This window comes from Chryseobacterium cheonjiense (assembly GCF_012927265.1).
GTDB lineage: Bacteria > Bacteroidota > Bacteroidia > Flavobacteriales > Weeksellaceae > Chryseobacterium > Chryseobacterium cheonjiense.
Genome location: NZ_JABBGF010000002.1, coordinates 130,852 through 157,262, shown reverse-complemented (window position 1 = coordinate 157,262; position 26,411 = coordinate 130,852). Strand labels below are relative to the sequence as shown.

Genomic DNA, 26,411 nt, shown 5'->3' with positions numbered 1-26,411 from the left:
ACCCACCGAAAAACGGTGAGTTACCACAAAAAATAATATATATGAAGAAATGATTGTTATCTTGTTCTGTTTTTAATTGCATCGGAAGCGCTTTCGATATCTCTTACCTTTTTCACTTTCTGATTTCCGAAATTATAAGTAAGGCTTACGGTAACACTTCTTCGGTACATGTCGTTTTTTATATAATTATAATTTCCGTTAGCCTGATAATCTTCAATTTCCACAATATTGGTTCTAAGAACATCATTCAGGTTTACCGCAAAAGTCCAGTCGTTCCAGTTTTTCTTGATGCTGAGGTCAAGGCTCATCAGTCTCTTCAGCATTCCAAGTTCGATTTGTTGTTTGTCAACATAGAAGTAATTAACACCTAGAAACCAAGTTTTCTTTTTGTCTAATCGGATGGTGTTGTTACTGGTGATGACAATGCTTGTTGACTTTATATTATTTCTGTACACTAATGGATTTCCGTCTTTATCTACAAAAGTATCTCCCGTCGTAGGATCTTCGGCTAATGTTCCGTTATTAACGTTGTGCTGTACTCCGGCATTGAAGTTAAGTGTTAGATACTGTTTAAATAATGACTTTTGAATTCCCAGCATGGCAGACATTTCCTGCTTGTCGCCAAAGTTTGTTCTGATATATCGGAGTGCATTTTGGGAACCGATCTGGCCATCTATTGATTTAACATATCCCTGCAATGGAACCTGGGTGATCTGATCTTTTACGTACGTATGATTCAGGATTAGAAAGTAAGAATTTTTATACATGTAAGTAAGCTCTTGGTTGTACGTTGAGGAAGCTTTTACAAAAGGGTTATTCTGAGTGTAATTAAAATCTGTAATATAGTTTCTCACAGGATTAAGTTCCCAAAAACTTGGTCTACGCATTCTGCTTGAAAAGGAATATGAAATATTATTTTTATCGTTAATTGCGTAATTAAAGCTTACATAGGGAAGAAAATTATTATAGTTTCTTTCAATTCTCTGATGCCTCTGGCTCTCTATTTTATTTGTAGGACTATCTGCAGTACCAAGACTGTTTGTAATTTCATATCTCGCTCCCACTTTCCCGGAAAACTTATCAGAGAACTTCTTTTCAAAAGTCATGTAAGCACCATAAATATTTTCATCGTAAATAAAATGATTAAAATCCGGGGCTGCCTGCACATTCGGAATATGATTCCCGTTAGCATCTACAAAGAGGTAGGTGTTGTTCTGAGTATCATTGTCGGTTTTTGTCTTATTAAAATTTCCTCCTACAGAAAATGTAAAATCATTTTTAAACTTTTGAATATAATCGACAGTTCCTGAGAAATTATTGATGATCTGCGGAATATTCTGAGTAATGGTTTTTCCTACTACAATTTGTTGGTCTTTATCATACACCAAAGTATTGTTATTAGAAAACTGAAATCTCTTATAGTTGAGATAAGCGGCATTTGCATTGAATTTACTGCCCAAAGAATCTAGCTTTATTTCATAGTTTAGATTGACTGAATTATTGTAATTTCTCGCGTCTTCTTTATTTTTAGTCCAGCTGTGAGTAGTGGTTATTACTCCTTTATCATTTTGCTGTGTGAGTGTATTATACAAATCGATTGTCGAATTGTAGCTTTTATTGGCCCACGAATTCCATGATAAAGCCAGATTGCTTTTATCATTGAGTTGGTAATCAATATTTAAGTAACCTCCAAGGTTTTTATTGGGATCATCTATATTCCCCACAGATTCATTCTGCATCTTATCGGTACCATTTTTCAATACGTACGACTGTGGGTTAATATTTTCTCCGCCGCTAAGGTTCGCATTAATTCCCAGCTTATCTTTTCTGTAATTTACCGAGAAGCTTGCGTTGCTGGAATTGTATTTATTCTGAGAGTTAGACATTCTCATGTTTCCGCTTGTGCCGTCGCTCATTTTTTTCTTCAGAACAATGTTGATGATCCCGTCGGAAGATTCGACCTGATATTCACTTCCGGGAACCGTGATCACTTCAATTTTCTGAATATTTTCTGCCGGAGTGTTTTTTAAGAACTGCGTTAAAGATTCCGCATCCATATTGGTTTTTCTGCCATTAATGAAAATCAGGGCATTGTTTTTTCCTGCAATTTTCAATGTCTTATCATCGGTTGTAGACAATAGTGGAGTCTGCTTCAGAAGATCAAAAGTATTATTTCCTTTCGTCACGGGAGATGCTGCAACGTCATACACAAAACGGTCACTTTGTTTTTTAAAAACCTGTTTTGTCAAAGTTACCCCTTCGATGCTTTTCGTTTTTACACTGTCTTGTTTTTTTTCCTGTGCGAAGGTCAGTCCGCTGAAAAATATAGCTGCAATAAGAATGGTCGTTTTCATATTGTGATGTTTTGAGAGTTTAATAGCTTGTATTTGTTATTATTTAACATTGCAAAGATATATAATAAATTAAGTATCTTGCAATACAAAGTACTTAAAATGTTTTTAAAATAATATTAACTAATTGATTTACAATGTGTAAAATTTTAGCTAAAATTTTAATTTCTATTGACTTTGTTACTTTAAAGACAATTCAGGCAAAAAAAATGTTACATCATGAATTAAAAAAATAGAAAAAGAAATGGAAAAGTCAGCTAAAGATTTGATTATATAATCTCTTTATTGAAGTGTATTGCAAAAAAAAAGGATCTTAAAAAGATCCTATAAATTTTATTCTCTGTCAAACCGGGCAAGTTTTTTATCGATCCAGATGGTAGCGAAAGGAAAAAAGGCTGAAATCAGTGAGAAAACACTGTCTTCATCATCCCACGCAAATATTTTTCTGATAGCAGGCAAAAAAAAGAGATAAAGGGTAAAAAATAAGCCGTGGAGACTCCCTATCGTACTGATGTAAACAATGGGGAAAATATCTTCAGGATTGGTTCGGATCCAGATCATTGCCGAGAAAAGAAAAAACCAGGAAACGGCTTCTGCCAGGCAGATATTTCTAAACCATTTGATAACTCTTTCCTGTGGATATTTTGAGAAAAATTTTTCGATGAAATTCATAATTGTTTATTAATCATTAGAAATCAAGAACTAAATCAGAAAACTTCAAGCATCCATCTTCTTTCATTAAGCCATAAACAAGACAAAATTACTGATAAAAACTGCTACCGTCCAAATATTCAAAAACTTCAGGAGGAAGCATCGGGCGTACATTTTTCCCGGTTTTAATCATATTCCGGATCTCTGTTGCAGAAAGCTCAATAACAGGCGCTTTGATTAAAGAAATATTTTCATGCTGCAAATGATCAGAATCTTTTTTATAGCCTTCATATACCCTTGGATATACGATGATGTGATGATTCTTAACCAATGTATCCGCGTTTTTCCATTTATGGAGATTTTCGAGGTTGTCTTCACCCATAATTAAACTGAAAGAATAATCGGGATATTTTTCATGAAGATAAGTCAGCGTATCGATGGTATAGCTCGGTTGCGGTAAAGAAAACTCTACATTCGAAGCTCGCATTTTAGGATAATTTTTTACGGCAAGCTGCACCATATCCAAACGGTTGTGATCTTTCAGCAATGATTTTTTCTCTTTAAAAGGATTTTGCGGACTTACCACAAACCAAAGTTCATCCATATCCGAATGCTCCAGAATATAATTCGCCAGAATCAGATGGCCAATATGGATAGGATTAAATGAGCCGAAAAAAAGACCGATTTTCTTCATATCTCTAATCCCTGAATTTCACGTCTTTAATATTCAGATAATGCGTCACGTTTCCTTTCCAGTGATTTTCTTCAAGTGTGAAAGCGAGATCAAAACTTTTTGTTCTGAAGTCATCTGCAAACTGGCCCAGTTTAAAGCCAACGCATTCAATATTTCTTCCGGTAGATTCCTGTCTTATATAAAATTTCAGGTGGTTGTTATCTTTTCCCATTGTTTTAATATATCCGGAAACCTTTTGATTGGTTAAAGCCAGGATTGGCTTCATATTGTGAGGTCCGAAAGGAGCCAGCTTTCTGTGGAAATTAATGAACTCCCTGTTGATATCATCAATCTGAATTTCAGAATCAATCGTAATGGAAGGTTCCTTCTGATGTTCTTTTATTTTTTCGGAAACCACCCTTTCGAATTTTTCCTTAAATGCATCAAATTTTTCCTTTTCCATAGAAAGTCCCGCCGCGGCATGATGACCTCCGAATTTCAGGAAATATTCAGAGCACATATCCAATGCTTCATGAACATCAAAATCTGATACGGATCTTGCGGAAGCAACCATCTCACCATTGTTTCCGTCAGTAAATACAAGAGTTGGTTTATAATAGGTTTCTATTAATCTTGATGCTACGATACCGATCACACCTTTATTCCATTCCGGATGATAGACGATGGTCGTATATTTTGTTTCCTGCTGAGATTCGATAATCTGATTCAAGGCAGAAAGCGTAGAATTCATATCCAGCTCACGTCTTTCATCATTAAGGTCCATGATGTCGCTGACAATCTGATGGGCATGTTTCAGGTTATCAGAAACCATGAGCTCAACCGCTGCTTTGCCGTGTGAAATTCTTCCCGCTGCATTAATCTTCGGAGCAATCTCGAAAACAATATTGGAGATCTCAAAATGAGAAAGTTTTTCATCAGGAATCAGTAATCGTAAGCCTAAATTCCTCGTTTTACGGAGAATTTTCAGACCCATTTTAGCAAAAACTCTGTTTTCGCCGGTCATAGAAACAATATCTGCGGCAATGGAAATGGCCAGAAGATCGGTAAGCTCAAACAGGTCGGCTTCCGGTAGTTTATAAATAGTATTCAGGCCCTGGCAAAGCTTAAAACCAACTCCGCAACCGGATAGTTCCTTGAAAGGATAGCGGCAGTCGCTTCTTTTAGGATCCAGAACGGCAACAGCGTCGGGAATTTCTTCACCGGGTAAATGGTGATCGCAAATGATAAAATCAATATCCAGGCTTTTGGCATAACTGATCATATCTAATGCTTTGATTCCGCAGTCTAAAGCAATGATCAGAGAGAAGCCGTTTTCTTTAGCAAAATCAATTCCTTCGGTGGAAATTCCATACCCTTCAGAATTCCTGTCGGGAATATAATAGTCTAAATACTTTTTCTGAACAATTTTGCTGAGGTACAGATACATCAGTGCAACGGCAGTAGTGCCGTCCACGTCATAATCTCCGTACACCAATATTTTTTCTCCGTTTTCAATCGCAGTGGCAATGCGCTCTACGGCTTTTTGCATATCTGCCATCAGAAACGGGCTGTGAATGTCGGTAAGGTTCGGTTTAAAAAATTCTCTGGCCTTCTGATAATTGTCAATTCCTCTAAGTACGAGGAGTTTAGATTCAAAAGTTCCAAAACCAAGAGACGAACTTAGTCCATCCACAATTTCCTCATCGGGTTCAGGCTTGTAAATCCATTTTTGACTCATTTCACAAAAATAGGGAAAATATATTTTAAAAAGTAACGAAGAATGTTAATCAATCAAATGATCTTGTTTTTATAAACTTTTTAATCTGATTTTACAAGGACTATATATTCCCAGGGTTTCATTTTAAAATTGGTTTTATCATTGTCAATATGAAACGACTTTCCGGAAAAAAGGTCTGTATACTTTGCTTTAAAATCTTTGGTGTCAAGATTTACGGCAGATTCTTTATCCGAAAAATTAATGACCGGTAAAACGGCATCATTATTTTTTTCTCTGTAAAATGACAGCACATTATTCATATTGTCATTGTGTACTCTTACCATTTCTCCGCCCCATTTTCCATTCCACAATGCCTGATTTTTATGTTTAAGATTAAATAAAGTTTCATAAATTCTGTAAAACCTGTGTTCTTTCCAGTGAATAGAATCTTTTTCAAAAAAAGCCAGACTTTTATCTAAACCGGCTTCCTGTCCGCTATAAACCAATGGCATTCCGTTAACAGTGCTGCAAAAAACCATAGCCGCTTCCAATCCGTTTCCGAAATTGGAATACTGATTTCCCTCCCAGGAATTTTTATCATGGTTATCGGTAAACGTCATCCGGTAAGAATCGTAAGGAAAACTGTTAACATCGTGCGCCATATATTCAAAAAGAGCCGGAGCTCCTTTACCTTCAATGGTTGCAAGCTTCATTTTATCCCAAAGCGTCCAGGCATAAGTCATGTCAAAAGATTTTTTGTAAAGATCCCGGGATTCCCATTCGGCTAACATAAAGACCGGTTTTATCTGATCGAGTTCTGCTCTTGCATTTTCCCAAAAATCTACGGGAATGAAACCTGCAACATCACATCTGTACCCGTCAATATTCGTTTCTTTTACCCAAAATTTCAGGGCGTCAGTCATGTATTTTCTGAAATCAGGATTGTTGTAATCAAAGTCAATCACATCATCCCAATCATACCACGGTGTTGGCTGAAATTTTCCGTCTTTTGTTTTGGTGTACCAATCCGGATGCTCCTTTGCTAAAGGATTGTCCCAGGCAGAATGGTTTCCTACCCAGTCAATAATGACATGCATTCCTAAAGAATGGATTTTGTCTACAAGATTTTTAAAATCCTGCATGGTTCCGAAGTCAGGATTAATTCCTTTGAAGTCTTTCACAGAATAATAACTTCCCAATTTTCCTTTTCTGTTAAGCTCACCAATAGGATGAATAGGCATCAGCCAGATAATATCAACTCCCATTTTTCTGAGTCTGGGCAGATGTTTTTCGAAAGCTTTAAAGGTTCCTTCCTGGGTATACTGTCTGATGTTCGCTTCATAAATGGTTGCATTTTTTGTCCATTCAGGATGCGTAATTTCTATATAAGGTTTAGGCTGGTGTCGGGGGTCTTGTGTCTGTGAATAGGCATTGACAAAGTACAGTAATACTAATAGATAAAATATTTTTTTCATAGATTAATATTTTACTCTAAGCTACAAATAAAAAAGCGTTTCGGAAAGAAACGCTTTGTTGTAATTTATCTGAATGTATTTTAAGAATACATTTTCTCTCTTAATTCTTTTACCCTTTTATCGGCAAGGTATTCGTCGTAAGTCATCTCTCTGTCGATAATTCCGTTTGGAGTCAGTTCGATGATTCTGTTACAGACCGTGGAAAGCATTTCGTGGTCATGAGAAGCCAATAAGATGTTTCCTTTGAAGTTAGACAACGAGTTGTTCAACGTCGTGATACTTTCAAGGTCTAAGTGGTTGGTAGGCTCATCAAGCAAAAGGACGTTGGCTTTCTGAAGCATCATTCTGCTGAACATGCATCTCATTTTTTCACCTCCCGAAAGTACTTTACAAGATTTCAAGGCTTCATCACCCGAGAAAAGCATTCTTCCCAAGAATCCTCTTACAAATTCTTCATGACGCTCTTCATCGTTTTTAGTGAATTGTCTTAACCAGTCAACAAGGCTTAGGTCTTCCTGAAAGAAGTTTGTATTATCTAAAGGCATGTGAGATTGAGTAGTTGTTACTCCCCAGGCTACAGTTCCTTTGTCAGCCTGAACATTTCCCGCTAAAATTTCAAAAAATTCTGTGATTGCCAATGAGTTTTTAGAAAGAACGGCAACTTTATCACCTTTTTTAAGGTTTAAATCGATGTTAGAGAATAATAATTCTCCGTCCTTCGTTTTTTCAAGGCCTTTTACATCAAGAATCTGATCTCCCGCTTCTCTTTCCATTTCAAAAATAATGGCAGGATATCTTCTTGAAGATGGCTTAATGTCGTCGATGTTCAGTTTATCGATCATTTTCTTTCTTGCAGTTGCCTGTTTCGCTTTTGCAACGTTAGAGCTGAATCTTGCGATGAAGTCCTGAAGTTCTTTCTTTTTCTCTTCCGCCTTCTTGTTGGCCTGCGCTCTTTGTCTTGTTGCTAATTGTGAAGCCTGATACCAGAAAGAATAGTTACCTGTGTAAAGGTTAAGTTTAGCATAATCAAGGTCACCGATATGAGTACAAACCGTGTCTAAGAAGTGACGGTCGTGAGATACAACAATTACCGTATTTTCATAATCTGCAAGGAAATCTTCCAGCCATGAAATCGTATCGATATCAAGGTCATTGGTAGGCTCATCCAGAATAAGTACATCCGGATTCCCGAAAAGCGCCTGAGCCAAAAGAACTTTTACCTTGTCTTTATTTTCAAGCTCGCTCATCATCTGCCAGTGCATATCATCTGTAATACCAACATTAGAAAGCATAGTCTGTGCATCCGATTCTGCAGTCCATCCTCCCATTTCATCATAGATTACACCTAATTCTCCTGCCTTGATTCCGTCTTCATCAGAGAAGTCCTCTTTCGCATAAAGCGCGTCCATCTCTTCTTTTATTTCAAATAATTTTTTGTTTCCTCTCAAAACCGCTTCAAGAACAGTATATTGATCGTAAGCAAAGTGATCCTGCTCAAGAACAGACATTCTTTTTCCAGGTTCCAAAGATACGTGTCCTGTTGTCGGATCTTGTTTTCCGGTCAATATTTTAAGGAATGTAGACTTTCCTGCACCATTTGCTCCGATAATCCCGTAGCAGTTTCCTTTCGTAAACATAATGTTTACCTCGTCAAAAAGAACTCTTTTCCCGAATTGTAAAGATAAGTTAGATACTGTTAACATATAGTTTTGTAAATTTGGCGCAAAAATACGAAAAGAATTTGGGTATTTCGCAATAATGTAATAGTCAGGTTTTTAAATGTAAGGTATTTTTTATATATTTCATTACTTAAATTATATAGAGCCCATAAGGGCAGCTTAATAAATAATAGGGTAAATTCCTATTCAATACAGATATCAGACGAATTCGAGATGAAAATAGAAAAGACAGTCAATATATTAAACAGAAGGGCCAGATTCGAATACGAAATTATTGAAGAATACGAAGCGGGAATGGTACTTACAGGTACGGAAATAAAATCGTTGCGCTCCTCAAAAGCTTCTATTGCAGAATCTTTCTGTCAGTTTATTGATGGGGAATTATACATCATTAATATGATGATTGATGAATATAAATTAGGCACATTTTATAATCATAAGACAAAAAGGGAACGGAAATTGCTGTTGCACAAAAAAGAACTGCAAAAGCTGGAAAAGAAATTAAAGGATGCAGGAAATACCATCATACCTTTAAAGTTATATATCAATGATAAGGGAAAAGCAAAGGTTTTAATTGCGTTGGGAAGGGGTAAAAAACTCTTTGATAAAAGGGAGAGCATTAAAGATAGAGAAAACAAACGGAACCTCGACAGAATATTAAAGAAAAGTTAAAAATCATCGGAAAAACTTTGTATATAAAGAAAAATTATATTTATTTTGCATTATCAATTATTTAATCATTTAATTCTATGAAAAATCTAAAATTAGGAATTTCAGCATTGGCGCTTACTGTCGCTTCTACTGTGTTCGCTCAGACTACCAACAATCCGTGGATGATCGGGGTTGGTGCTCACGCGGAAAACCATATGGCACAGAGAGAAAACTTCAGTAATACGTTCTCTGCTAATAATTTGACGAAGACAATGTTCAATATGAACAACTTCTCTATTACTCCGCCATTATCAAAACTTACTGTTGCTAGAAACGTAGGTAAAGGTTTGGTTATCGACTGGCAAACTACTGTAGGTAATGTTGAAAACAAGAGATTTAACATGGGTAAAGAATTCATGTTGATGACAGGTCTTGGTTTCCAGGCAAAAGCTGCAGGTCTTTTATGGGATGAAGAATCTTGGTTCGATCCGTATTTAAGAGTTGGTGCTAACTACCTTAGACACGATTACACTTCTCTTACATTCCCAAGAACAGATGCTAACGGAGCTGTAATCAGTAATGGAGACAATGGTAACGAAAATGGTAAAGCAAACCACTTTGCAGTTGCTACTGGTGCAGGTATTAATTTCTGGTTAACTAAAAACTTCGGTTTAGGTGTTCAGGGTGATTATGTTTCTACTCCTGGTGATAAAGCAAACTATGCTAACTTCTGGCAAGCTTCTGCTTCATTAAACTTCAGATTTGGAAACAGAGACAGAGATAAAGATGGTATCTTAGATAAAGACGATTTATGTCCTGATACTCCGGGATTACCAGAATTCCAGGGATGTCCTGATACAGACGGTGATGGAGTTCCAGATAAAGACGATCAATGTCCAGACGTAGCTGGTCCGGTTGAAAACAACGGTTGCCCTTGGCCAGATACAGATGGTGACGGTGTAATCGACAAAGATGATGCTTGTCCTACAGTTGCAGGTCCTGCAGAAAACAACGGATGTCCTTGGCCAGATACAGATGGTGATGGTATCTTAGATAAAGATGATGCTTGTCCTACAGTTCCAGGTCTTCCAGAATACAACGGATGTCCTAAGCCTAAGACAAAAACAGCTGAAGAAGTTGAGAGAGAATTCGGTAATGTTTACTTCGATTTCAACAAAGCAACAATCAAAGCTGAATCTTCACCTGCTTTAGATAGAGCTGCTAATATCATCAAGACTGACGGTGGTCATTATGTACTTGAAGGTAGAACAGATGCTAAAGGATCTGAAGCTTACAACTTAAAATTATCTAGAGAAAGAGCTGCTGCTGTAGTTGCTGCTTTAGATGCGAGAGGTGTAGATGCTGATGCTCTTAAATCTGTAGGTGTTGGTAAAGCAAAAGCTACTGTACCTGCTACGGCTTCTGATGCTGAAAGACAAAAAGATAGAATCGTAAAAGTAATTCCTATCGAAGATATGAACGAATGGAATGCTATGAAGAAGAAAGATTATGAAGATGCTCCAGTGAAAAAAGCTCCAGCTAAGAAAACTACTAAGAAAAAAGTAGTTAAAAAGAAAAAATAATTAAAATTTTTCTAAATATAAATACCTCCAGTCATCTGGGGGTATTTTTTTTTCGTTCACTTTTAATTAATTTTGTTGAAAATTTAAAAATAAAATGGGAAGAGCATTTGAATATAGAAAAGCTTCTAAAATGGCCAGATGGGATAAGATGGCTAAAACTTTTTCTAAAATAGGTAAAGATATTGCATTAGCAGTAAAAGCCGGCGGTCCTGACCCGGAATCGAATCCTGCGTTAAGAAGGTGTATCCAGAATGCGAAAGGTGCCAATATGCCTAAGGATAATGTAGAAAGAGCCATCAAAAAAGCGAGTGGTGCAGATGCTGAAAACTACGAAGAGGTCACTTACGAAGGATATGGTCAGGGAGGTGTGGCATTTTTTATTGAATGCACGACCAACAATACGACAAGAACTGTTGCCAATGTAAGAGCTGTTTTTAATAAATTTGATGGAAACCTAGGTAAAAACGGGGAATTAGCTTTCATTTTTGATAGAAAAGGAATTTTCACTATTGACTTATCCCAGATTAAAATGGATTGGGATGATTTCGAAATGGAAATGATTGACGGAGGTGCAGAAGACGTTGAAAAAGATGATGAAGAAGTAATGATCACCACAGCTTTCGAAGATTTCGGGTCTTTGTCACATAAACTGGATGAGCTCGGAATTGAGGCAAAAAGTGCCGAACTTCAGAGAATTCCCAATACTACTAAAGAAGTAAACGAGGAGCAGTTTAAAGCAAATATGAAGATGCTTGAGCGTTTCGAGGATGATGACGATGTACAGAATGTTTACCATAATATGGAGGTTTCTGAAGAGATGATGAATACTCTTTAATATTTGAAATTATATCATACAAACCTCACAGGCTTTTAAAACCTGTGAGGTTTTTTAATACTCAAAAATAATATAACATTCATATACAGTTAATTTTCAAGTAGTTTCTTTGCATAAAACTATGAAAAGAAACGTTGAATTGGTTGTAATATCGGATGTGCATTTGGGAACTTATGGATGTAAGGCTAAAGAATTGCTGAGGTATCTCAATTCTATTCAGCCCAAAATACTCGTTTTGAACGGAGATATCATCGATATCTGGCAATTCAAAAAATCTTATTTTCCCAAGCCTCACTTGAAGGTAATTAAAAAAATCCTTTCATTTGCTACAAAGAATACTGATGTATACTACATCACCGGAAATCACGATGAGATGTTCCGGAAGTTTACTGACTTCGAATTGGGTAAGCTTAAAGTCTGCAATAAAATCTGTTTAAACATTAACGATAAAAAAGCATGGATTTTCCATGGTGACGTTTTTGACGCCTCGGTTCAGCATTCAAAATGGATTGCCAAACTCGGTGGAAAAGGTTATGACCTCTTAATTGTAATCAATAATATCGTCAATTGGTTTTTAGAAAAGATGGGGAAAGAAAAATATTCATTCTCCAAAAAAATTAAAAATAACGTGAAGAAAGCCGTCAAATATATCGGGGATTTTGAACTGACCGCTTCCGAGCTGGCTATTGACAATCACTACGATTATGTAGTATGCGGACATATTCATCAGCCGCAGATCCGGGAGGTGGTTAATAAAAAGGGTTCCTGCATTTATCTAAATTCCGGAGACTGGATCGAGAATCTTTCCGCTCTGGAATATCATGATAATGAATGGAAGATCTTTTATTATGAAGACCATAAGCATCTGCTGAAAGACGACAATACTGATGAAATCCCGGATATTAACAGCAATGACCTTTTGAAAATAGTAACCAATTTTACGAAATGAAAATCTTATATGCATTTCAGGGAACAGGAAACGGACATATCGCCCGGGCGCAGGAGATTGTTCCCATTCTGAAAAAATATGCCTCGGTCGAAACACTGATCAGTGGTCATCAGTCGCAATTAAAGGCTGATTTTGACGTTAATTATCAACATAAAGGGATTTCATTGTTGTATAATAAAACAGGCGGTCTCTCGTATCGGAAAACTTTTACAGATAATCATTTTCTGGAAGCTTTTAAGACCATTAAAGAAATCAGCCTTTCGGGTTATGATCTTATCATTAATGATTATGAGCCGATTACCGGATGGGCCTGTAAACTGAAAAGCCTCCCGATGATTGAACTGAGCCATCAGGCTTCTATGTTATTTAAAGAAACGCCAAGACCTGAAAAGAAAGATTTCTTTGGTGATCTGGTTTTGAAATATTATGTTCCGAGCGACAGGAAAATAGGCTTCCATTTTGAAAATTACCATCCTCAAATTAAAAAGCCTGTAATCAGAAGAAAGATCAGAAATCTTAATCCCGATAAAAAAGGTTTTTATCTGGTGTATCTTCCAAGTTTTTCGGATGAAAATATTATCAAAGTGTTACAGCAAATTCCGGTTAAATGGAAAGTTTTTTCTAAGTATTCAAAGCTTCAATACAAAGAAAAAAATGTGGAGATCTTTCCTATTGATGAAATTAAATATCTCAAAAGCTTTGAAAACTGCGACGGAATTCTTTGCAACGCAGGTTTTGAGACTCCCGCAGAGGCACTTTTTATGGATAAAAAATTGTTCGTGATCCCGATTCATAATCAATATGAGCAGGAATGTAACGCCTGTGCTTTAGACAGAATGGGAATTCCCAACTCTAAAGTTTTAAAGCCTGAAGAAATTCTGAGCTGGGTAGCCTCAGATCATCATCTGAAAGTTGATTATCCGGATGATATTGAAGAAATTCTTGTAAAAGAAGTTTTAACGCTGTAAGAAAACATCATCAACATCGCGCATTCTCATCATCACAGATCTTGCATACGAACAGTGAGGGTATACCTTCCATTGGTTTTCTCTGGCAAACTTTATGGCCTCTTCTACCAGGTATTTCCCCATTCCGCGGCCTTCAAATTCCGGATGTACCAGAACGAAAGAAATAATCAGTTTATGATCTTCCGGAAAAATAGTATAGGTTAACCGTCCGACTTCCTTGATTTCATTATTTAAAGTAATAACACCGCCGTTCCCTGATTTATTATTTTCAAATCTCATAATCTACGTTTTTGTATACAGTAAAAATACAAAAACTGCACCGCGAAACTTTTGATGTACATCAATAAAGATAGTTGATGATTATGAATTATCAATTTATTTCATGAAACTTACTATTCATTTGCAAAAGCAAAATTCACCATTCACTTTAACTATCTTTCCCCGTGTAATAATTATAATCTTTGATAATAACTCCTATAAACTGTCTTTCCGTCATTTTTGTAGGATCTATTTCCAGCTTCAGAATGCTTTTGATCTTATCAGATAGTTTGCTGATAACCTGTCTGTCGTCAATGCGTAATGCTTTTATATAATTATCTTTAATGATCCTCATATCATTATCACTTAATGCAATAACCTGAGGAAATGTAGGAATATAATCTTCTTTAATATTTTCTAAAATGGTGTGGGAAATATTAATATTATTCTTTAAAGAAATGACAGCCGTTCCAGAAGCAATATCTCCCAAACGCTGATTGTTTTTAGAGACAACCATAGATACAAGTCCTACAACGCCTGCAAAAGAAGTATCAATAATTCTGAAAACCCAGCGGATCAGGTAATCCCCGAATCCCGCCTGATAGCCGTCTATTTTTACGACACGTATTTTCATAACCTTTTTTCCCGGAGTCTGCCCCTCCATAAGACTTTCAAGAACCACAGGATAAACAAGTGTAGGAAAAAGCAGGATGATATACACCGCACCAATAGACCATTGATCAAGGCCCTGCAGCAAATAACCGAGATTAAGAATCGTGAAGAACGTATACAGAACGGCGATTCCGTATGCTACCTTTATCGCGAAGTCAATAAAGAAAGCAATGATCCGGTCTCCAACACTGGCAATGTTGAAATTAATATTTACATTTTGTGAAGTATTAATCGCAATTTGAGACATAATTTTTATTATTTTAGCCTTATAGTTATGAGAGAGGTTTATTTCATTAAACAAAATAAAGAAAAATGGTTGGGAATCGAACAGGTTATCCAGGGGAAAATTAAAAAAAATCCTGATGACCTTTCTTCGCTGTACATTAATCTCGTCAACGATCTTTCTTTTGCGCAGACTTACTACCCGAAAAGCAATACGACAGTTTATCTCAATCATCTGTCTTCACAGATTTTTCAGAAAATTTATAAAACAAAAAGAGTAGAAGAGAACCGCTTGTTGTACTTCTTTAAGACAGAAGTTCCTTTGCTTGTGTACCAGTACCGAAGATACTTAGGCTATGCTTTCTTATTTTTCACTTTATTTACCCTGATCGGTTCGCTTTCTGCGGTCTACGATAAAGATTTTGCCAAAATTATTTTAGGAGAAGACTATGTGAACCAGACTATCGAAAATATCAAAAACGGAAACGCAGTCGGCGTTTACCAGAGCGGATCTACCTGGGGCAGCACCATCGGGATTATCTTCAATAACATCGGTGTGGGCGCCAAACTTTATATTTACGGAATTTTTGGCGGCGTGGGAACGTTGTGGGCACTTTTGTCAAACAGCGTAATGCTGGGATCTTTCCAGTATTTCTTCTATGATTACGGCGCATTGCAGGATAGTGCCAGAGGAATATGGCTTCATGGTGTTTTTGAGATCTTTTCCATGGTGGTAGAAGCCATGTGCGGACTTATTCTCGGAGCGTCCATATTATTTCCCCGCACGTTTTCAAGATTTAACTCATTTAAAAACGGATTTAAAGATTCGTTTAAAATATTTCTGAGTACGGTTCCCTTTACGGTTTGTGCCGGAATTATCGAAGGATATGTCACAAGACATGCGCTGGAAATGCCTTTATCCTTAAACCTGATCATCATCTTCGGATCATTGGTCGTTATCGGCTTTTACTATTTCATATATCCTTCCATTGTTAACAGGAAAATTAATAACCAGATAAATGATGCAGTTTTATAAAAAGAGAGATTTTGGGACGTTTATAACAGATAGTTTTACTTTTTTCAAATTATACGGTAAAAACTATTTTAAAAATTTCATCCTTCTGAACGGGTTGCTGCTGATCCTGATGGTGGTAGTCATCATTTTCGGATATAAGGAATTCCTGGGGGCATTTTTCGGCTCCACTATGGGAGGGCAGAGCTATTACTTTGAGCAGTTCCTTAACGATAATCTGGGAATGCTTATTCTGTGCGGTGTTTTACTGTTCATTCTTTCAACAGCATTGATGACCATTAACTTTCTCTTTCCTGTTTTTTACATGAAAAGAATTGCGGAAGGGAAAACAGATATTAAAGCAGACGATCTCCTCAGCGACTTCAAATCGAACGGAAAAAAATTAGCCGCCGCCTATTTTGGGTTAACATTCTTAGTATTGCCGGTTGCATTTGTGATTTTTGGGATCTCTTACATTCTTATTTTTGTTATCATCGGTTTGGTGCTGATGCTTTTTGTAGGCCCAACATTACTGAATATAATCATCTTTCTCTGCTTCGATTATTTTAATGGGAAAAGAGGCTTTTTTGAATCGCTAAGTTATGCTGTACGGTCGCAGTTTTCTTATCCAAACGGAAGGGAAAAATCTCCCTACTGGAAATACTGGGGAGCAACTACTATCATGACCGTATTATTTTATATTGTGAGCATATTCTTTTCATCTGTTCCGATGATCCTGTTTTTTATGAAGCTGTCAACAACGGCGCCGGATGCTCAGTTTGAAAGTGATCCTTTTAAAGGGAGCTTCGGGATTTTGTTTTTTGTGATATACGGAATTTCCTCCATTATCTCAACCCTGCTGATGAATGTGTTGTACATCAACTCGGGATTAATGTATTACGACAGCCGCACAGATCTTCATCAGAAAATGGAGCTTGCAGAAATAGATACCATTGGCATCAATGAATAAGCTTTTTATCTTTTTACTGGTTTTTACATCTGCGGGATATATTCATGCACAGACCGGGGATGATCCGCCGCCGGCTGCGGAAGTCTATATAGACTCTCTCAGTACGGGACATTATAAAAATATGTACCGGGCAGACTCTGTATTGCTGAAAAGACCAATTACGGACAATACGGTATATCCTAAGAAATTTAAAGAAAACGTTCCGTCAAGATACAAAGGGAAAGATTTCGATTATACAACGACGAAACCAAGAATGTCGGTATGGGAAAAACTCATGAGAAAAATTGTGGAGATCCTAAACAGTATTTTTGGAGAAACCGTTTTTACAAATTCCGGTAATGTCGCGGGAATACTTATACGCCTGTTTGTAATTCTACTCGTGGGCTTCCTGTTGTACTTTATCATTAAATACCTCATCGGTAAAGATGGGAATTTCCTTTTTGGAAAGAAGAATAAAAAAGTTGATCTCAAAGACGAAGAACTGCACGAAAATATCCACGAGATCAATTTCCCGGAAAGTATACTGAAGTTTGAAAAATCGGGTGATTTCCGCTCTGCAGTACGGTACCAGTTTTTATTTGTGTTAAAAAAGCTCAGCGATAAAAAACTGATTACCTGGAACCCGGAAAAAACCAATAAAGATTATCTGGCAGAATTAAAGGCACCACACCTCACGGCTGAATTTTTCCGGCTTTCATACATTTTTGATTATGTATGGTATGGAGAATTCATCATCTCTGAAGAAGATTATCAGAAATTTAAAACCCAGTATCAATCTTTTAAACCGTAACTTTTATCATGAACAAGACTTTCAAAATATATGCTGTGATTTTCATCGTTGTGATGATTATTCTGGTATTGTTTGAAGCGAACAAAACGGAAAGTACGGACTGGAGAAAGAATTTCAATATCAACCAGAAATCACCTTTCGGATTGTTTGTATTTAATAATGAAGCGAATGCACTTTTTAAAAATAAAATAAAAAAAACAGGTGAGACGCCTTACGATTATTATCAGACTGATAGAAAGCCTCATAATATTCTCGTCATTGAAGAAGAGATTGACCGCCAGTCCTGGAATAAAATTCTGGATCAGGTATCAAATGGATCGGATGCGATGTTTATTCTCAGTGAAATGCCCAAACAGATCTCAGACAGTATCGGTTATTATGATTCTCAGATTTCTTTTGAAGACGAAAATGTGCTGAAGCTTACAGATAAAAAATTCAGCAACGATTTTATCCATCTGGATAAATTTCCTTCGGGAAGAGGTTTTACTTTCATTAAACCGGGGGTTGAGGTGTTGGGGAAAACAGTCGAGAAAAATAATTCCGATCAGGCTAACTTTATCAAGATTTCCTTTGGAAAAGGAAACATATATGTTCATTGTGAGCCGCTTTTTATTACCAATTATTATCTTTTAAAAAGGGGAAATGTAAGATATGCTCAGGATGTTTTTTCGTGCCTCGATGATCGTGAAACCGTATGGTTTGTAGAAAATGATGCTAAAGTTTCGCGGTTTTTCCTCAGGTTTATCCTTTCCAATCCGGCACTGAAATACGCATGGTGGGTGTTTTTGGGAGGGATGGTTCTTTTTATTTTCTTTAATGCTAAAAGAAAGCAGCGTATTGTACCGATCATAGAGCCATTAAAAAATACCTCTGTCGATTTTGTGAAAAGCATCGGAAACCTCTATCTGCAGGAAGGTGACTTTCATGATATGATGGCCAAAAAAGCACAGTATTTCCTGAATAAGGTAAGAATGGATCTGCTGATTGATACACAGTATCTGGATGCGGAATTTGCGAAGAAACTCCATCTTAAAACCGGTAAATCTATGGAGATGATTGAAGAAGCGATTCACCTGATTAAAAAAGCACAGGATCCTTACGCTCAGGTGATGAAAGAGGATCTTGCAAAAATGAATACATTGCTTGATGAAATAATTTAAAAAGTATAACAATCTTAAAATATAACAATGTAACAATTCTCTTGATTGGTAAATTGGTACATCGGTAAATTGTTAAATTATATTATATGGAAAACATTGAAAACCCAAATATTGAAGACCAGAATTCAATATCTCTTGATAAAAAAGAAGATCAGTTTCAGTCGAGAATAGATATGATTGAACTTCGTACCAGTCTGGAAAAAGTAAAATCCGAAATTGCCAAAGTAATCGTAGGGCAGGAAAGTATGGTAGAACATCTTTTAGCGGCACTTTTATCCAACGGGCATGTTCTTATTGAAGGTGTTCCCGGAGTGGCAAAAACAATCACTGCAAAATTGCTGGCGAAAACCATTGATGTGGGTTTCAGCAGGATACAATTTACACCGGATCTTATGCCTTCGGATATTTTGGGAACTTCGGTTTTCAATGTGAAAAATTCTGAATTTGAATTTAAAAAAGGTCCCATCTTTTCAAGTTTTATTTTGATTGATGAGATCAACAGATCCCCTGCGAAAACACAGGCAGCATTATTTGAGGTGATGGAGGAACGGCAGATTACTATGGATGGGACACGGTACACCATGGAAGAACCGTTTCTTGTAGTGGCCACGCAGAATCCTATTGAACATGAAGGTACCTATCGACTGCCGGAAGCGCAGCTCGACCGTTTCCTTTTTAAAATCAATGTTGGATATCCTGATCTGGCGCAGGAAATTGCAATCATAAAGAATCAGCACGAAAACAAAAGAGAAGATAAAACGGATGTAGTGAACCGAGTTATCACCGCGCAGCAGTTGAAAAATTACCAGCAGCTTGTAAAAGAAATCATTGTAGAAGCACAGTTGATGGAATATATTGCCAAGATCATCGTGAATACAAGAGAAAACCAGTTCCTGTATCTGGGCGCTTCCCCAAGGGCAAGTCTTGCCTTGTTAACAGCTTCAAAAGCTTTTGCTGCCTTAAGAGGCAGGGATTTTGTAACCCCTGAAGACATCAAAGAAGCAAGCTACGCCGTTTTGAGACACAGAGTGATCGTATCGCCGGAAAGAGAAATGGAAGGTCTTACGGCAGATGAAATTATCAGACAAATTTTAGAAGGAATAGAGATTCCAAGGTAAACATACATTAAAACAAGTGATTAATTGTTATCCGCAGTCTGCTATCCGCCATCTTAAAAAATGAAAAACTTATACATCAATACGCGCTTTTTTTACGTGCTCATCGGAGTGGGAATCCTGTATGTCTTTGCATTCTTCTTCCCGTTTCTTATGTGGGTAGCGCATATTGTTTTACTGCTTTGCTTTTTAGCGGTAATGGTAGATACGCTCTTTGTTTTTAACAAAAATAAAGGGATTTCGGCACAAAGGATTTTGCCTGAAAAACTTTCAAATGGTGATGAAAATCCTGTCAAGATCGATATTAAAAATAATTACGATTTTAAAATCAACGTTAAGGTAATCGATGAAATTCCTTTTCAGTTTCAGAAACGCGATTTCCTGATTGAGAAACAAATTGCACCCGGAAGAAATACATTTTTTCAATACATTCTTGAACCCAGGGAGCGGGGCGAATATAACTTCGGAAATCTGAATGTATATGTTGCATCACCTTTAGGCTTTGTTTCGAAAAGATTTAATTTTCAGAAAGATGCCAATCTGCCTTCTTACCCTTCCTTCATCCATTTGAGGAAATATGAACTGATGGCGATCCAGAGCGAATTTATGCTGGGCGGAATCAAAAAGATAAGAAAGTTGGGACATACCATGGAATTTGAGCAGATCAAAGAATATGTTCCCGGAGATGATATCCGAACGATCAACTGGAAAGCGACTTCCAAAACGAACCGGCTGATGGTAAACCAGTTTCAGGACGAAAAATCTCAGCGGATCTTTATGCTGATCGATACCGGAAGAACAATGAAAATGCCTTTTAAAGGATTAAGCCTTCTGGATTATTCTATCAACGCAACCATGGCGCTATCTCATATTATCCTGAAAAAAGGTGACCGCGCCGGGATGATGACGTTCTCTAAAAAAACGGAAAATAAAATTGCTGCGGAAAATAAATCGGGACAGCTGAGAAAAATATCAGAAGCACTTTATAATATCAAAACCGATTTTTTTGAAAGTGATTTTAACAGGCTGTACCAGGATGTGAAATATTCTTTAAACCAGAGAAGCCTTATACTGCTGTTCACCAACTTTGAAACCCTCGACGGCCTCAACCGCCAGCTGAAGTATCTCCGCGGAATCGCTAAAAATCATTTGCTGGTGGTAGTTTTCTTTAAAAATTCAGAGCTTCAGACACTGATCCATAAGAATCCCGAAAGCATGCAGGAAATTTATGACGAAATCATCGCCGAAAAGTTTGAGTTTGAAAAGAAACTGATCATTCAGGAACTTAGAAAGTATGGTATCTATACAGTGTATACCTTGCCTGAGAATTTAAATATTGACGTTATCAATAAATACCTGGAGATCAAAGCCAGAGGTATTCTATAACATGGCTATACGCAGCAGGCAATAAACAGAATTTTAAAGCATTAAGTATATATTTTTAGATCTTAAGCATATGGCTTTAAGCATAAGGTATACAGTTTTAAGTCTTAAGAAATTTTTTTTAGCCATTAGGCATAAAGTTTTAAATATAAAGTATAAATTATTAGTCATTAGACATAATGCATTAAGTATAAAGTTAATCATTTAGAATAAACAGTACGTAACAGGAATACATATTATGAAAATAACACTTAACAGAATCAACGACGATTATTTATTTGAATGTACCAATGCTCAGGGCAATTCAATTCTTCTGGATAATACGACACAACCGGGCGCAAAAGGAGTTTCGCCAATGGAAAGTGTTCTGATGGCTGTTGCAGGCTGCAGCGGAATTGATGTGGTTTCCATTCTGAAAAAACAACGGCAGGAAATTACAGACTTTAAAGCTGAAGTAGAGGGCGAGCGAATTCCGGTTGATGATGCAAAACCTTTTAAATCCATCAAAGTGAAATTTTTACTGGAAGGAAATATTGATCCTAAAAAAGCGCAGAAAGCGGCCCAGCTGTCGTTTGAGAAATACTGTTCTGTTTCCAAGACCCTGGAACCGACTGTAGAAATAGGCTATGAAGTTTTCGTTAACGGAGAAATTGTTCAGCCCTAGTTTAGATGATACTATTAAAAAGCCGTGGATAAAGAATTTTATCCACGGCTTTTTAATATGATTTGTAAATTATCTTTTAATCGTTTTCATGCTCTTTACAGATCCGTCTTTCATTTGTAACGTCAGAATATACATTCCGGATTTTAGTCCGCCTAAGAATAGGGAAGAAGGATTTTCAACAGTTTTTACCACTACTCCCGAAAGATCTGTGATGAAAGCTGTTTTTACATTTTCTGCCTTTTCAATGTATAAAGTATCCACGAAAGGATTTGGATGTGCAATTCTTTCTTTTTCTTTTACCGTTACCTCGCTTGTTGCCAAAGCTAAAGGCTCAAGCGTCACTGTTACGGTAAATGTATTATTATCAACTTTATTATATTCAGCAGTACAATCTGATCCTCCATATGTTCTCCATGCTCTCAACTCGAAGTTTACGGTTCCGGTAAGATCATTAGCCAGAGTAAGCCCCGTTCTGTTGTAAGAATACGTGCCTGAAGAAGAGCCGGACCCGGATGCTACTGTAGATTCTGTAGCATTGTTCGTTGTACAAGCCAAGAGACTTCTTTGTTCGCTCATCCATCCATTTGAAGCGGTAGACATTTTATAAGAAACAGCAGTAGATTTTATCTTATATCCTGCCGGAACATTAACACTTAATCCTCCTGCGCAGTTGGTAGTCGATGTAGTGGTAACACCTGAATTATTGTACTGGGTATTGATATCTCCCGCAGTATAAACAGTGCTGATCTGCCCCGGAGTAAATTCTTTCATTTTCCAGAAACTTTGTGAAGAACCTCCACAGTTGGATCTCACCCAGAAATAATAGGTTTGTCCCGTAGTAAGCTGGTTGAGGGTTACGGAGGTGCCTGAAGTAACGTTTCCGGTAGGGGTTGTAGTTGCTGTAGGCGCTGTAGGAGAAGTGCTGTAGTAATATTGATATCCTGAAGCAGGAGTGCTAGCAGGTGCTGTCCAGCTTAATGTTGCCCCGGACATGGTAGTTGTAGCCGTGATATTGGTTGGTGTGCTGCACGCATTATACGCATTTGCTGCAAAGGCAAAAATATTTGGGATACCTCCTGTTCCTACTTTTGTTACTGTTACACTTTTTACGCTTTTTGATTGATTGGCCGCGCTGATAGCCAAAGGAATTTGGTATAATCTTGGATTAGTTCCCGAGCCTGATTCAAGGTTATCATTGGTTATATTGATTCTTCCGATTCCCTGGATGGCATAGCTGCTTCCTCCGTACCAGTCGGAAATACTTACAGCCGAAAACGTCTGTGAAGTATTATCCGTAAAATTTACATCCACATCTACCGTACAAGCTCCACTTCCGCCTGTAGCCAGCATATACACAGTAAGTGCCTGCATAGGTGTTGTGAAGATTAGTGTCCCGTTATCATTGGTGTTTTGAAGTCTTAGAGTGTTGTTTGAGCTGTAAGGAGCCAGCTGATAAGATAATCCGGAAGTAGAGGCTACAACAGAATTGATAATTCCGTTAATAGGCAGTCCGTACGTAAGTGGATTGCTTGTTGCAGTCAGTTGAAAATCCCGTGAAATAAAAGCATAGCTTACACCATCTACATCATTGTTGGTGGAAGATGCTGAAGGACCAACACCATTGGCAATAACATCGGCATTAAAACCACTCTGAACCGTCATCGGCTGATATTCCTGGGCTTTGAGTTGATAATTGCATACAGCTGATAGTACCAAAGCTGTAAGAGGTAGTAATTTTCCTTTCATAAGAAATAGTTTATTAAATTTATTTGCTAATATAGATATTATAATGTTAAAAAATTATTTTAAACATAAAAATATTATAAATATTATATTGATTTTGTATTTGAAATGTGTTTATTTCAATAATTAAATAGATTTTAACTATATATCTTTAATCTCTTATTGAAAGTATGTATAATGTTCTGCATAATAAAAAAGCCTCTAAAAAAGAGGCTTCTTATGATTTGTAGGAATTTTAAAATGGCATTCTTGGTTTCATCAGCTTTGCAACGGTAGCTGTCCATCCGGTCTGGTGAGATGCTCCTATTCCTCTGCCGTTGTCGCCATGGAAATATTCAAAAAAAGTAATGTAGTCTTTGAAATTTTCATCATAGTTGAATTTGGCATTTCCTCCATTAAAAGGACGCTGACCTACCTCATCCTTAAGGAAAATAGAGCAAAGCCTGTTGCTTATATTGTGTGCCACTTCATCAAGATTTCTCTTGTCACCGCTTCCGGTAGGAAGTTCTACTTTCAGACTGTTTCCGTAATAAAAATGGAATCTCTGTAAGCTTTCCACAATAAGAAAATTGATCGGAAACCAAATCGGTCCCCTCCAGTTGCTGTTTCCTCCGAACATCCGGCTGTCACTTTCTCCGGGTGTATAATAAACGATGTTTTCCGTTCCATGTACCGAAAACACAAAAGGATTCTCTTCATACACTTTAGACATGGCCCGTATTCCGTAATCACTTAAAAACTCTTTCTCATCAAGCATTCTGCTCAGAACTTTTGTCAGCCTCGTTTTTCTCAGAATACTCATTAGATGTTTTCTTCCCTGGCCTTCCTCTTCCCAGTGAGAAACCAGTTTTGTAAGCTCAGGTTTGTTTTTCAGCACCCATTCCATTCTTTCAACAAAATTCGGCATTTTGTCCAGCAGGTGATGATCTATAATTTCTACGGCAAACATAGGGATAAGGCCTACAATACTTCTTAGTTTCAGAGAGACACTGTCGCCGTTTCCAAGCTGTAAAACGTCGTAGAAAAATCCGTCTTCTTCATTCCATAGACCTTTTGTTCCTTCACCCAGATTTTCCATCGCTTCAGCAATATAAAGATAATGTTCGAAAAATTTAATCGCCATATCTTCATACACCTGATAATATTGAGCCAGCTCCATGGCAATACGCATCATATTCAGGGCATACATAGCCATCCAGCTCGTTCCGTCAGCCTGCTCCAGATGCTGCCCGTCTTTCAGGATCATATTCCGGTCAAAAGCACCGATATTATCAAGACCCAGAAATCCTCCTCCAAAGATGTTTTTTCCGTTTTTATCTTTCCGATTTACCCACCAGGTAAAATTAAGAAGCAGCTTTTGGAAAACTTTCTCTAAAAATAAAAGATCAGGTTTGCCGTTTTGTTTCTCATCAATTTTAAAAACCCTGAAACAGGACCATGCATGTACCGGTGGGTTTACATCACTCAGATTCCATTCATAGGCAGGAAGCTGTCCGTTCGGATGCATATACCATTCCTTTGTAAGCAATAGAAGCTGTCCCTTTGCAAACTCTGCATCAATAATGGAAAATGGGACACAATGAAAAGCAAGATCCCAGGTAGCGTACCACGGATATTCCCACTTATCGGGCATTGAGATGATATCTTTATTATGGAGGTGATTCCATTCTGTATTTCGTACGTAATTATTAAAATCTCTTGGAGCGGCATAGTTGGGGTCGCCTTTAAGCCACTTACCTACGTTGTAATGATAAAACTGCTTGTTCCATAGAAGTCCTGCAAAAGCCTGTCTTTGTACATTTCTCTCATCTTCGTCAACTACATCATTCTGGATTTCCTCGTAAAATTCATTCGCTTCTTCAATTCTGGAACTGAATATTTCATCAAAATTCTCGAAAGGCTCATCAAGATCCTGTGGGGAAAGCCTGAAATCAAAAGATTTTGAGCTGCCTGCTTCAATAACTTCATCCACAACAAATGAAGCTTTGGTTCCCCGTTTTTCAGGATTTATAGTGTTGCTTCCATAAATAATATAATCATTGATCCCGTCCTTAAAATAAGTATTTCCGGGATAAGGAGCTCCGTATAATTTTGGAGTGTTGGTTTCATTTTCGCAGAAAACACTTTCTGCATTGGTATCTCTTGAATAGAATTTTTTTATGGCAATACTGTCGTGCAAAACATTGATGCAGCCTTCATGAGAAGCATTCGTCTCTCCTTTATAGGTATTATATCCCCATTTCCAGTTGTTTCTGAACCATATCGTAGGTGCTACGACAAGGGGTGCATCAACACTGCTTCGGTTAAAAACTGTTATCCGTACCAGGAAATCATTATGGTCTGCTTTGGCATATTCAATGAATATATCAAAATATTCATCCTTATCAAAAATTCCGGTATCAAAGATTTCGTATTCAGGTTCTTTTTTGCTCCTTCTAGCATTTTCTGCACGGATTTCATCATACGGAAAGGCATTAATGGGATATTTATACAGCATTTTCATATAGCTGTGGGTAGGCGTATTGTCCAGATAATAAAAAATCTCCTTAATGTCTTCACCGTGATTCCCCTGAGGATTGCTCAACCCAAAAAAACGCTCTTTTACCATTTTATCTTTCTTATTCCAGAAAGAAAGAGCAAAACAAAAAATCTGCTTAGCATCTGAGATTCCGGCAATACCTTCTTCTCCCCATCGGTAAGCATAGCTTTCTGCATTATTGTGATTGGCAAAATTCCACGCATCGCCGTTGGAACTGTAATCTTCCCTTACATTTCCCCACTGTCTGTTACTGACGTAAGGTCCCCAGTTTTTCCAGTCTGTATTTTGTAATCTTTGTTTTTCAGCAATCATATTTTTGTCACTTTTCATTACGAAGGTAGTTTTTTTGAT

General features: G+C 37.2%; 22 protein-coding genes. 12 read left to right on the top strand and 10 right to left on the bottom strand.

Annotated elements, in window-relative coordinates; genetic code table 11:
• Window positions 1-56: 56 nt before the first annotated feature.
• The 6 genes from HHL20_RS11185 to HHL20_RS11160 all read right to left on the bottom strand — a co-directional run bounded on the left by HHL20_RS11185 (window position 57) and on the right by HHL20_RS11160 (window position 8,570).
• Window positions 57-2,354 (bottom strand): TonB-dependent receptor domain-containing protein, encoded by a 2,298-nt coding sequence (locus HHL20_RS11185; protein WP_169231299.1) that lies wholly within the window; start codon window positions 2,352-2,354, stop codon window positions 57-59.
• Between the two features lie 330 nt (window positions 2,355-2,684).
• Complete coding sequence (locus HHL20_RS11180; RefSeq protein WP_169231298.1) at window positions 2,685-3,023, bottom strand: DUF3817 domain-containing protein; 339 nt, start codon at window positions 3,021-3,023, stop codon at window positions 2,685-2,687.
• A gap of 88 nt (window positions 3,024-3,111) precedes the next feature.
• Window positions 3,112-3,696: a nicotinate (nicotinamide) nucleotide adenylyltransferase gene (nadD, locus tag HHL20_RS11175; protein ID WP_169231297.1), complete on the bottom strand. Its 585-nt coding sequence runs from the start codon at window positions 3,694-3,696 to the stop codon at window positions 3,112-3,114.
• A gap of 4 nt (window positions 3,697-3,700) precedes the next feature.
• Window positions 3,701-5,413: a single-stranded-DNA-specific exonuclease RecJ gene (recJ, locus tag HHL20_RS11170; RefSeq protein ID WP_169231296.1), complete on the bottom strand. Its 1,713-nt coding sequence runs from the start codon at window positions 5,411-5,413 to the stop codon at window positions 3,701-3,703.
• Window positions 5,414-5,493: 80 nt separating this feature from the next.
• A complete protein-coding gene (locus HHL20_RS11165; protein WP_169231295.1) occupies window positions 5,494-6,867 on the bottom strand; it encodes an alpha-amylase family glycosyl hydrolase in 1,374 nt (457 codons plus the stop codon).
• Window positions 6,868-6,947: 80 nt separating this feature from the next.
• On the bottom strand, window positions 6,948-8,570 hold the full coding sequence (locus HHL20_RS11160; RefSeq protein ID WP_169231294.1) for an ABC-F family ATP-binding cassette domain-containing protein: 1,623 nt from the start codon (window positions 8,568-8,570) through the stop codon (window positions 6,948-6,950).
• 189 nt (window positions 8,571-8,759) lie between these two features.
• On the opposite strand from HHL20_RS11160, the gene smpB reads away from it, so the two are divergent.
• The 5 genes from smpB (at window position 8,760) to HHL20_RS11135 (ending at window position 13,532) form a co-directional block, all read left to right on the top strand.
• Window positions 8,760-9,218: an SsrA-binding protein SmpB gene (gene smpB, locus HHL20_RS11155; RefSeq protein ID WP_169231293.1), complete on the top strand. Its 459-nt coding sequence runs from the start codon at window positions 8,760-8,762 to the stop codon at window positions 9,216-9,218.
• A gap of 77 nt (window positions 9,219-9,295) precedes the next feature.
• A complete protein-coding gene (locus tag HHL20_RS11150) occupies window positions 9,296-10,780 on the top strand; it encodes an OmpA family protein (RefSeq protein WP_169231292.1) in 1,485 nt (494 codons plus the stop codon).
• Window positions 10,781-10,874: 94 nt separating this feature from the next.
• The gene (locus HHL20_RS11145; protein ID WP_169231291.1) at window positions 10,875-11,615 is read left to right on the top strand and encodes a YebC/PmpR family DNA-binding transcriptional regulator; all 741 of its coding nucleotides are present in this window, start codon (window positions 10,875-10,877) and stop codon (window positions 11,613-11,615) included.
• A gap of 121 nt (window positions 11,616-11,736) precedes the next feature.
• Complete coding sequence (locus HHL20_RS11140; protein ID WP_169231290.1) at window positions 11,737-12,564, top strand: UDP-2,3-diacylglucosamine diphosphatase; 828 nt, start codon at window positions 11,737-11,739, stop codon at window positions 12,562-12,564.
• The gene (locus tag HHL20_RS11135) at window positions 12,561-13,532 is read left to right on the top strand and encodes a glycosyltransferase family protein (protein WP_169231289.1); all 972 of its coding nucleotides are present in this window, start codon (window positions 12,561-12,563) and stop codon (window positions 13,530-13,532) included. Before HHL20_RS11140 ends, HHL20_RS11135 begins: the two co-directional genes overlap by 4 nt.
• On the opposite strand, the gene HHL20_RS11130 is transcribed toward HHL20_RS11135, so the two are convergent.
• Together HHL20_RS11130 and HHL20_RS11125 are read right to left on the bottom strand one after the other, a co-directional pair.
• Window positions 13,521-13,811 (bottom strand): GNAT family N-acetyltransferase, encoded by a 291-nt coding sequence (locus HHL20_RS11130; protein WP_169231288.1) that lies wholly within the window; start codon window positions 13,809-13,811, stop codon window positions 13,521-13,523. The genes HHL20_RS11135 and HHL20_RS11130 overlap by 12 nt on opposite strands.
• Window positions 13,812-13,959: 148 nt before the next feature.
• Entirely contained in the window at window positions 13,960-14,709 is a 750-nt protein-coding gene (locus HHL20_RS11125) for an RDD family protein (protein ID WP_169231287.1), read from the bottom strand.
• A gap of 27 nt (window positions 14,710-14,736) precedes the next feature.
• Between HHL20_RS11125 and HHL20_RS11120 the strand changes: the two genes are divergently transcribed.
• The 7 genes from HHL20_RS11120 to HHL20_RS11090 all read left to right on the top strand — a co-directional run bounded on the left by HHL20_RS11120 (window position 14,737) and on the right by HHL20_RS11090 (window position 21,778).
• Window positions 14,737-15,720: a stage II sporulation protein M gene (locus HHL20_RS11120; protein ID WP_169231286.1), complete on the top strand. Its 984-nt coding sequence runs from the start codon at window positions 14,737-14,739 to the stop codon at window positions 15,718-15,720.
• Entirely contained in the window at window positions 15,704-16,666 is a 963-nt protein-coding gene (locus HHL20_RS11115; protein ID WP_169231285.1) for a DUF4013 domain-containing protein, read from the top strand. Before HHL20_RS11120 ends, HHL20_RS11115 begins: the two co-directional genes overlap by 17 nt.
• Entirely contained in the window at window positions 16,659-17,456 is a 798-nt protein-coding gene (locus HHL20_RS11110) for a DUF4129 domain-containing protein (protein WP_169231284.1), read from the top strand. Before HHL20_RS11115 ends, HHL20_RS11110 begins: the two co-directional genes overlap by 8 nt.
• Window positions 17,457-17,464: 8 nt before the next feature.
• Complete coding sequence (locus tag HHL20_RS11105) at window positions 17,465-18,616, top strand: hypothetical protein (RefSeq protein ID WP_169231283.1); 1,152 nt, start codon at window positions 17,465-17,467, stop codon at window positions 18,614-18,616.
• A gap of 86 nt (window positions 18,617-18,702) precedes the next feature.
• Window positions 18,703-19,734 (top strand): AAA family ATPase, encoded by a 1,032-nt coding sequence (locus tag HHL20_RS11100; protein WP_169231282.1) that lies wholly within the window; start codon window positions 18,703-18,705, stop codon window positions 19,732-19,734.
• A gap of 60 nt (window positions 19,735-19,794) precedes the next feature.
• A complete protein-coding gene (locus HHL20_RS11095) occupies window positions 19,795-21,117 on the top strand; it encodes a DUF58 domain-containing protein (RefSeq protein ID WP_169231281.1) in 1,323 nt (440 codons plus the stop codon).
• A 235-nt stretch (window positions 21,118-21,352) separates the two neighbouring features.
• Window positions 21,353-21,778, top strand: a complete 426-nt coding sequence (locus HHL20_RS11090; RefSeq protein ID WP_169231280.1) for an OsmC family protein — start codon at window positions 21,353-21,355, stop codon at window positions 21,776-21,778.
• A gap of 69 nt (window positions 21,779-21,847) precedes the next feature.
• On the opposite strand, the gene HHL20_RS11085 is transcribed toward HHL20_RS11090, so the two are convergent.
• Both HHL20_RS11085 and HHL20_RS11080 read right to left on the bottom strand, forming a co-directional pair.
• On the bottom strand, window positions 21,848-23,524 hold the full coding sequence (locus tag HHL20_RS11085; RefSeq protein WP_169231279.1) for a T9SS type A sorting domain-containing protein: 1,677 nt from the start codon (window positions 23,522-23,524) through the stop codon (window positions 21,848-21,850).
• A 232-nt stretch (window positions 23,525-23,756) separates the two neighbouring features.
• The gene (locus tag HHL20_RS11080; RefSeq protein WP_169231959.1) at window positions 23,757-26,372 is read right to left on the bottom strand and encodes an MGH1-like glycoside hydrolase domain-containing protein; all 2,616 of its coding nucleotides are present in this window, start codon (window positions 26,370-26,372) and stop codon (window positions 23,757-23,759) included.
• Window positions 26,373-26,411 lie beyond the last annotated feature (39 nt).

What these genes read in the sequence shown, in the direction of transcription:
- HHL20_RS11185 (WP_169231299.1), bottom strand. Translation starts at nt 2,354, where the DNA reads ATGAAAACGACCATTCTTATTGCAGCTATATTTTTCAGCGGACTGACC.
- HHL20_RS11180 (WP_169231298.1), bottom strand. Translation starts at nt 3,023, where the DNA reads ATGAATTTCATCGAAAAATTTTTCTCAAAATATCCACAGGAAAGAGTT.
- nadD (WP_169231297.1), bottom strand. Translation starts at nt 3,696, where the DNA reads ATGAAGAAAATCGGTCTTTTTTTCGGCTCATTTAATCCTATCCATATT.
- recJ (WP_169231296.1), bottom strand. Translation starts at nt 5,413, where the DNA reads ATGAGTCAAAAATGGATTTACAAGCCTGAACCCGATGAGGAAATTGTG.
- HHL20_RS11165 (WP_169231295.1), bottom strand. Translation starts at nt 6,867, where the DNA reads ATGAAAAAAATATTTTATCTATTAGTATTACTGTACTTTGTCAATGCC.
- HHL20_RS11160 (WP_169231294.1), bottom strand. Translation starts at nt 8,570, where the DNA reads ATGTTAACAGTATCTAACTTATCTTTACAATTCGGGAAAAGAGTTCTT.
- smpB (WP_169231293.1), top strand. Translation starts at nt 8,760, where the DNA reads ATGAAAATAGAAAAGACAGTCAATATATTAAACAGAAGGGCCAGATTC.
- HHL20_RS11150 (WP_169231292.1), top strand. Translation starts at nt 9,296, where the DNA reads ATGAAAAATCTAAAATTAGGAATTTCAGCATTGGCGCTTACTGTCGCT.
- HHL20_RS11145 (WP_169231291.1), top strand. Translation starts at nt 10,875, where the DNA reads ATGGGAAGAGCATTTGAATATAGAAAAGCTTCTAAAATGGCCAGATGG.
- HHL20_RS11140 (WP_169231290.1), top strand. Translation starts at nt 11,737, where the DNA reads ATGAAAAGAAACGTTGAATTGGTTGTAATATCGGATGTGCATTTGGGA.
- HHL20_RS11135 (WP_169231289.1), top strand. Translation starts at nt 12,561, where the DNA reads ATGAAAATCTTATATGCATTTCAGGGAACAGGAAACGGACATATCGCC.
- HHL20_RS11130 (WP_169231288.1), bottom strand. Translation starts at nt 13,811, where the DNA reads ATGAGATTTGAAAATAATAAATCAGGGAACGGCGGTGTTATTACTTTA.
- HHL20_RS11125 (WP_169231287.1), bottom strand. Translation starts at nt 14,709, where the DNA reads ATGTCTCAAATTGCGATTAATACTTCACAAAATGTAAATATTAATTTC.
- HHL20_RS11120 (WP_169231286.1), top strand. Translation starts at nt 14,737, where the DNA reads ATGAGAGAGGTTTATTTCATTAAACAAAATAAAGAAAAATGGTTGGGA.
- HHL20_RS11115 (WP_169231285.1), top strand. Translation starts at nt 15,704, where the DNA reads ATGATGCAGTTTTATAAAAAGAGAGATTTTGGGACGTTTATAACAGAT.
- HHL20_RS11110 (WP_169231284.1), top strand. Translation starts at nt 16,659, where the DNA reads ATGAATAAGCTTTTTATCTTTTTACTGGTTTTTACATCTGCGGGATAT.
- HHL20_RS11105 (WP_169231283.1), top strand. Translation starts at nt 17,465, where the DNA reads ATGAACAAGACTTTCAAAATATATGCTGTGATTTTCATCGTTGTGATG.
- HHL20_RS11100 (WP_169231282.1), top strand. Translation starts at nt 18,703, where the DNA reads ATGGAAAACATTGAAAACCCAAATATTGAAGACCAGAATTCAATATCT.
- HHL20_RS11095 (WP_169231281.1), top strand. Translation starts at nt 19,795, where the DNA reads ATGAAAAACTTATACATCAATACGCGCTTTTTTTACGTGCTCATCGGA.
- HHL20_RS11090 (WP_169231280.1), top strand. Translation starts at nt 21,353, where the DNA reads ATGAAAATAACACTTAACAGAATCAACGACGATTATTTATTTGAATGT.
- HHL20_RS11085 (WP_169231279.1), bottom strand. Translation starts at nt 23,524, where the DNA reads ATGAAAGGAAAATTACTACCTCTTACAGCTTTGGTACTATCAGCTGTA.
- HHL20_RS11080 (WP_169231959.1), bottom strand. Translation starts at nt 26,372, where the DNA reads ATGATTGCTGAAAAACAAAGATTACAAAATACAGACTGGAAAAACTGG.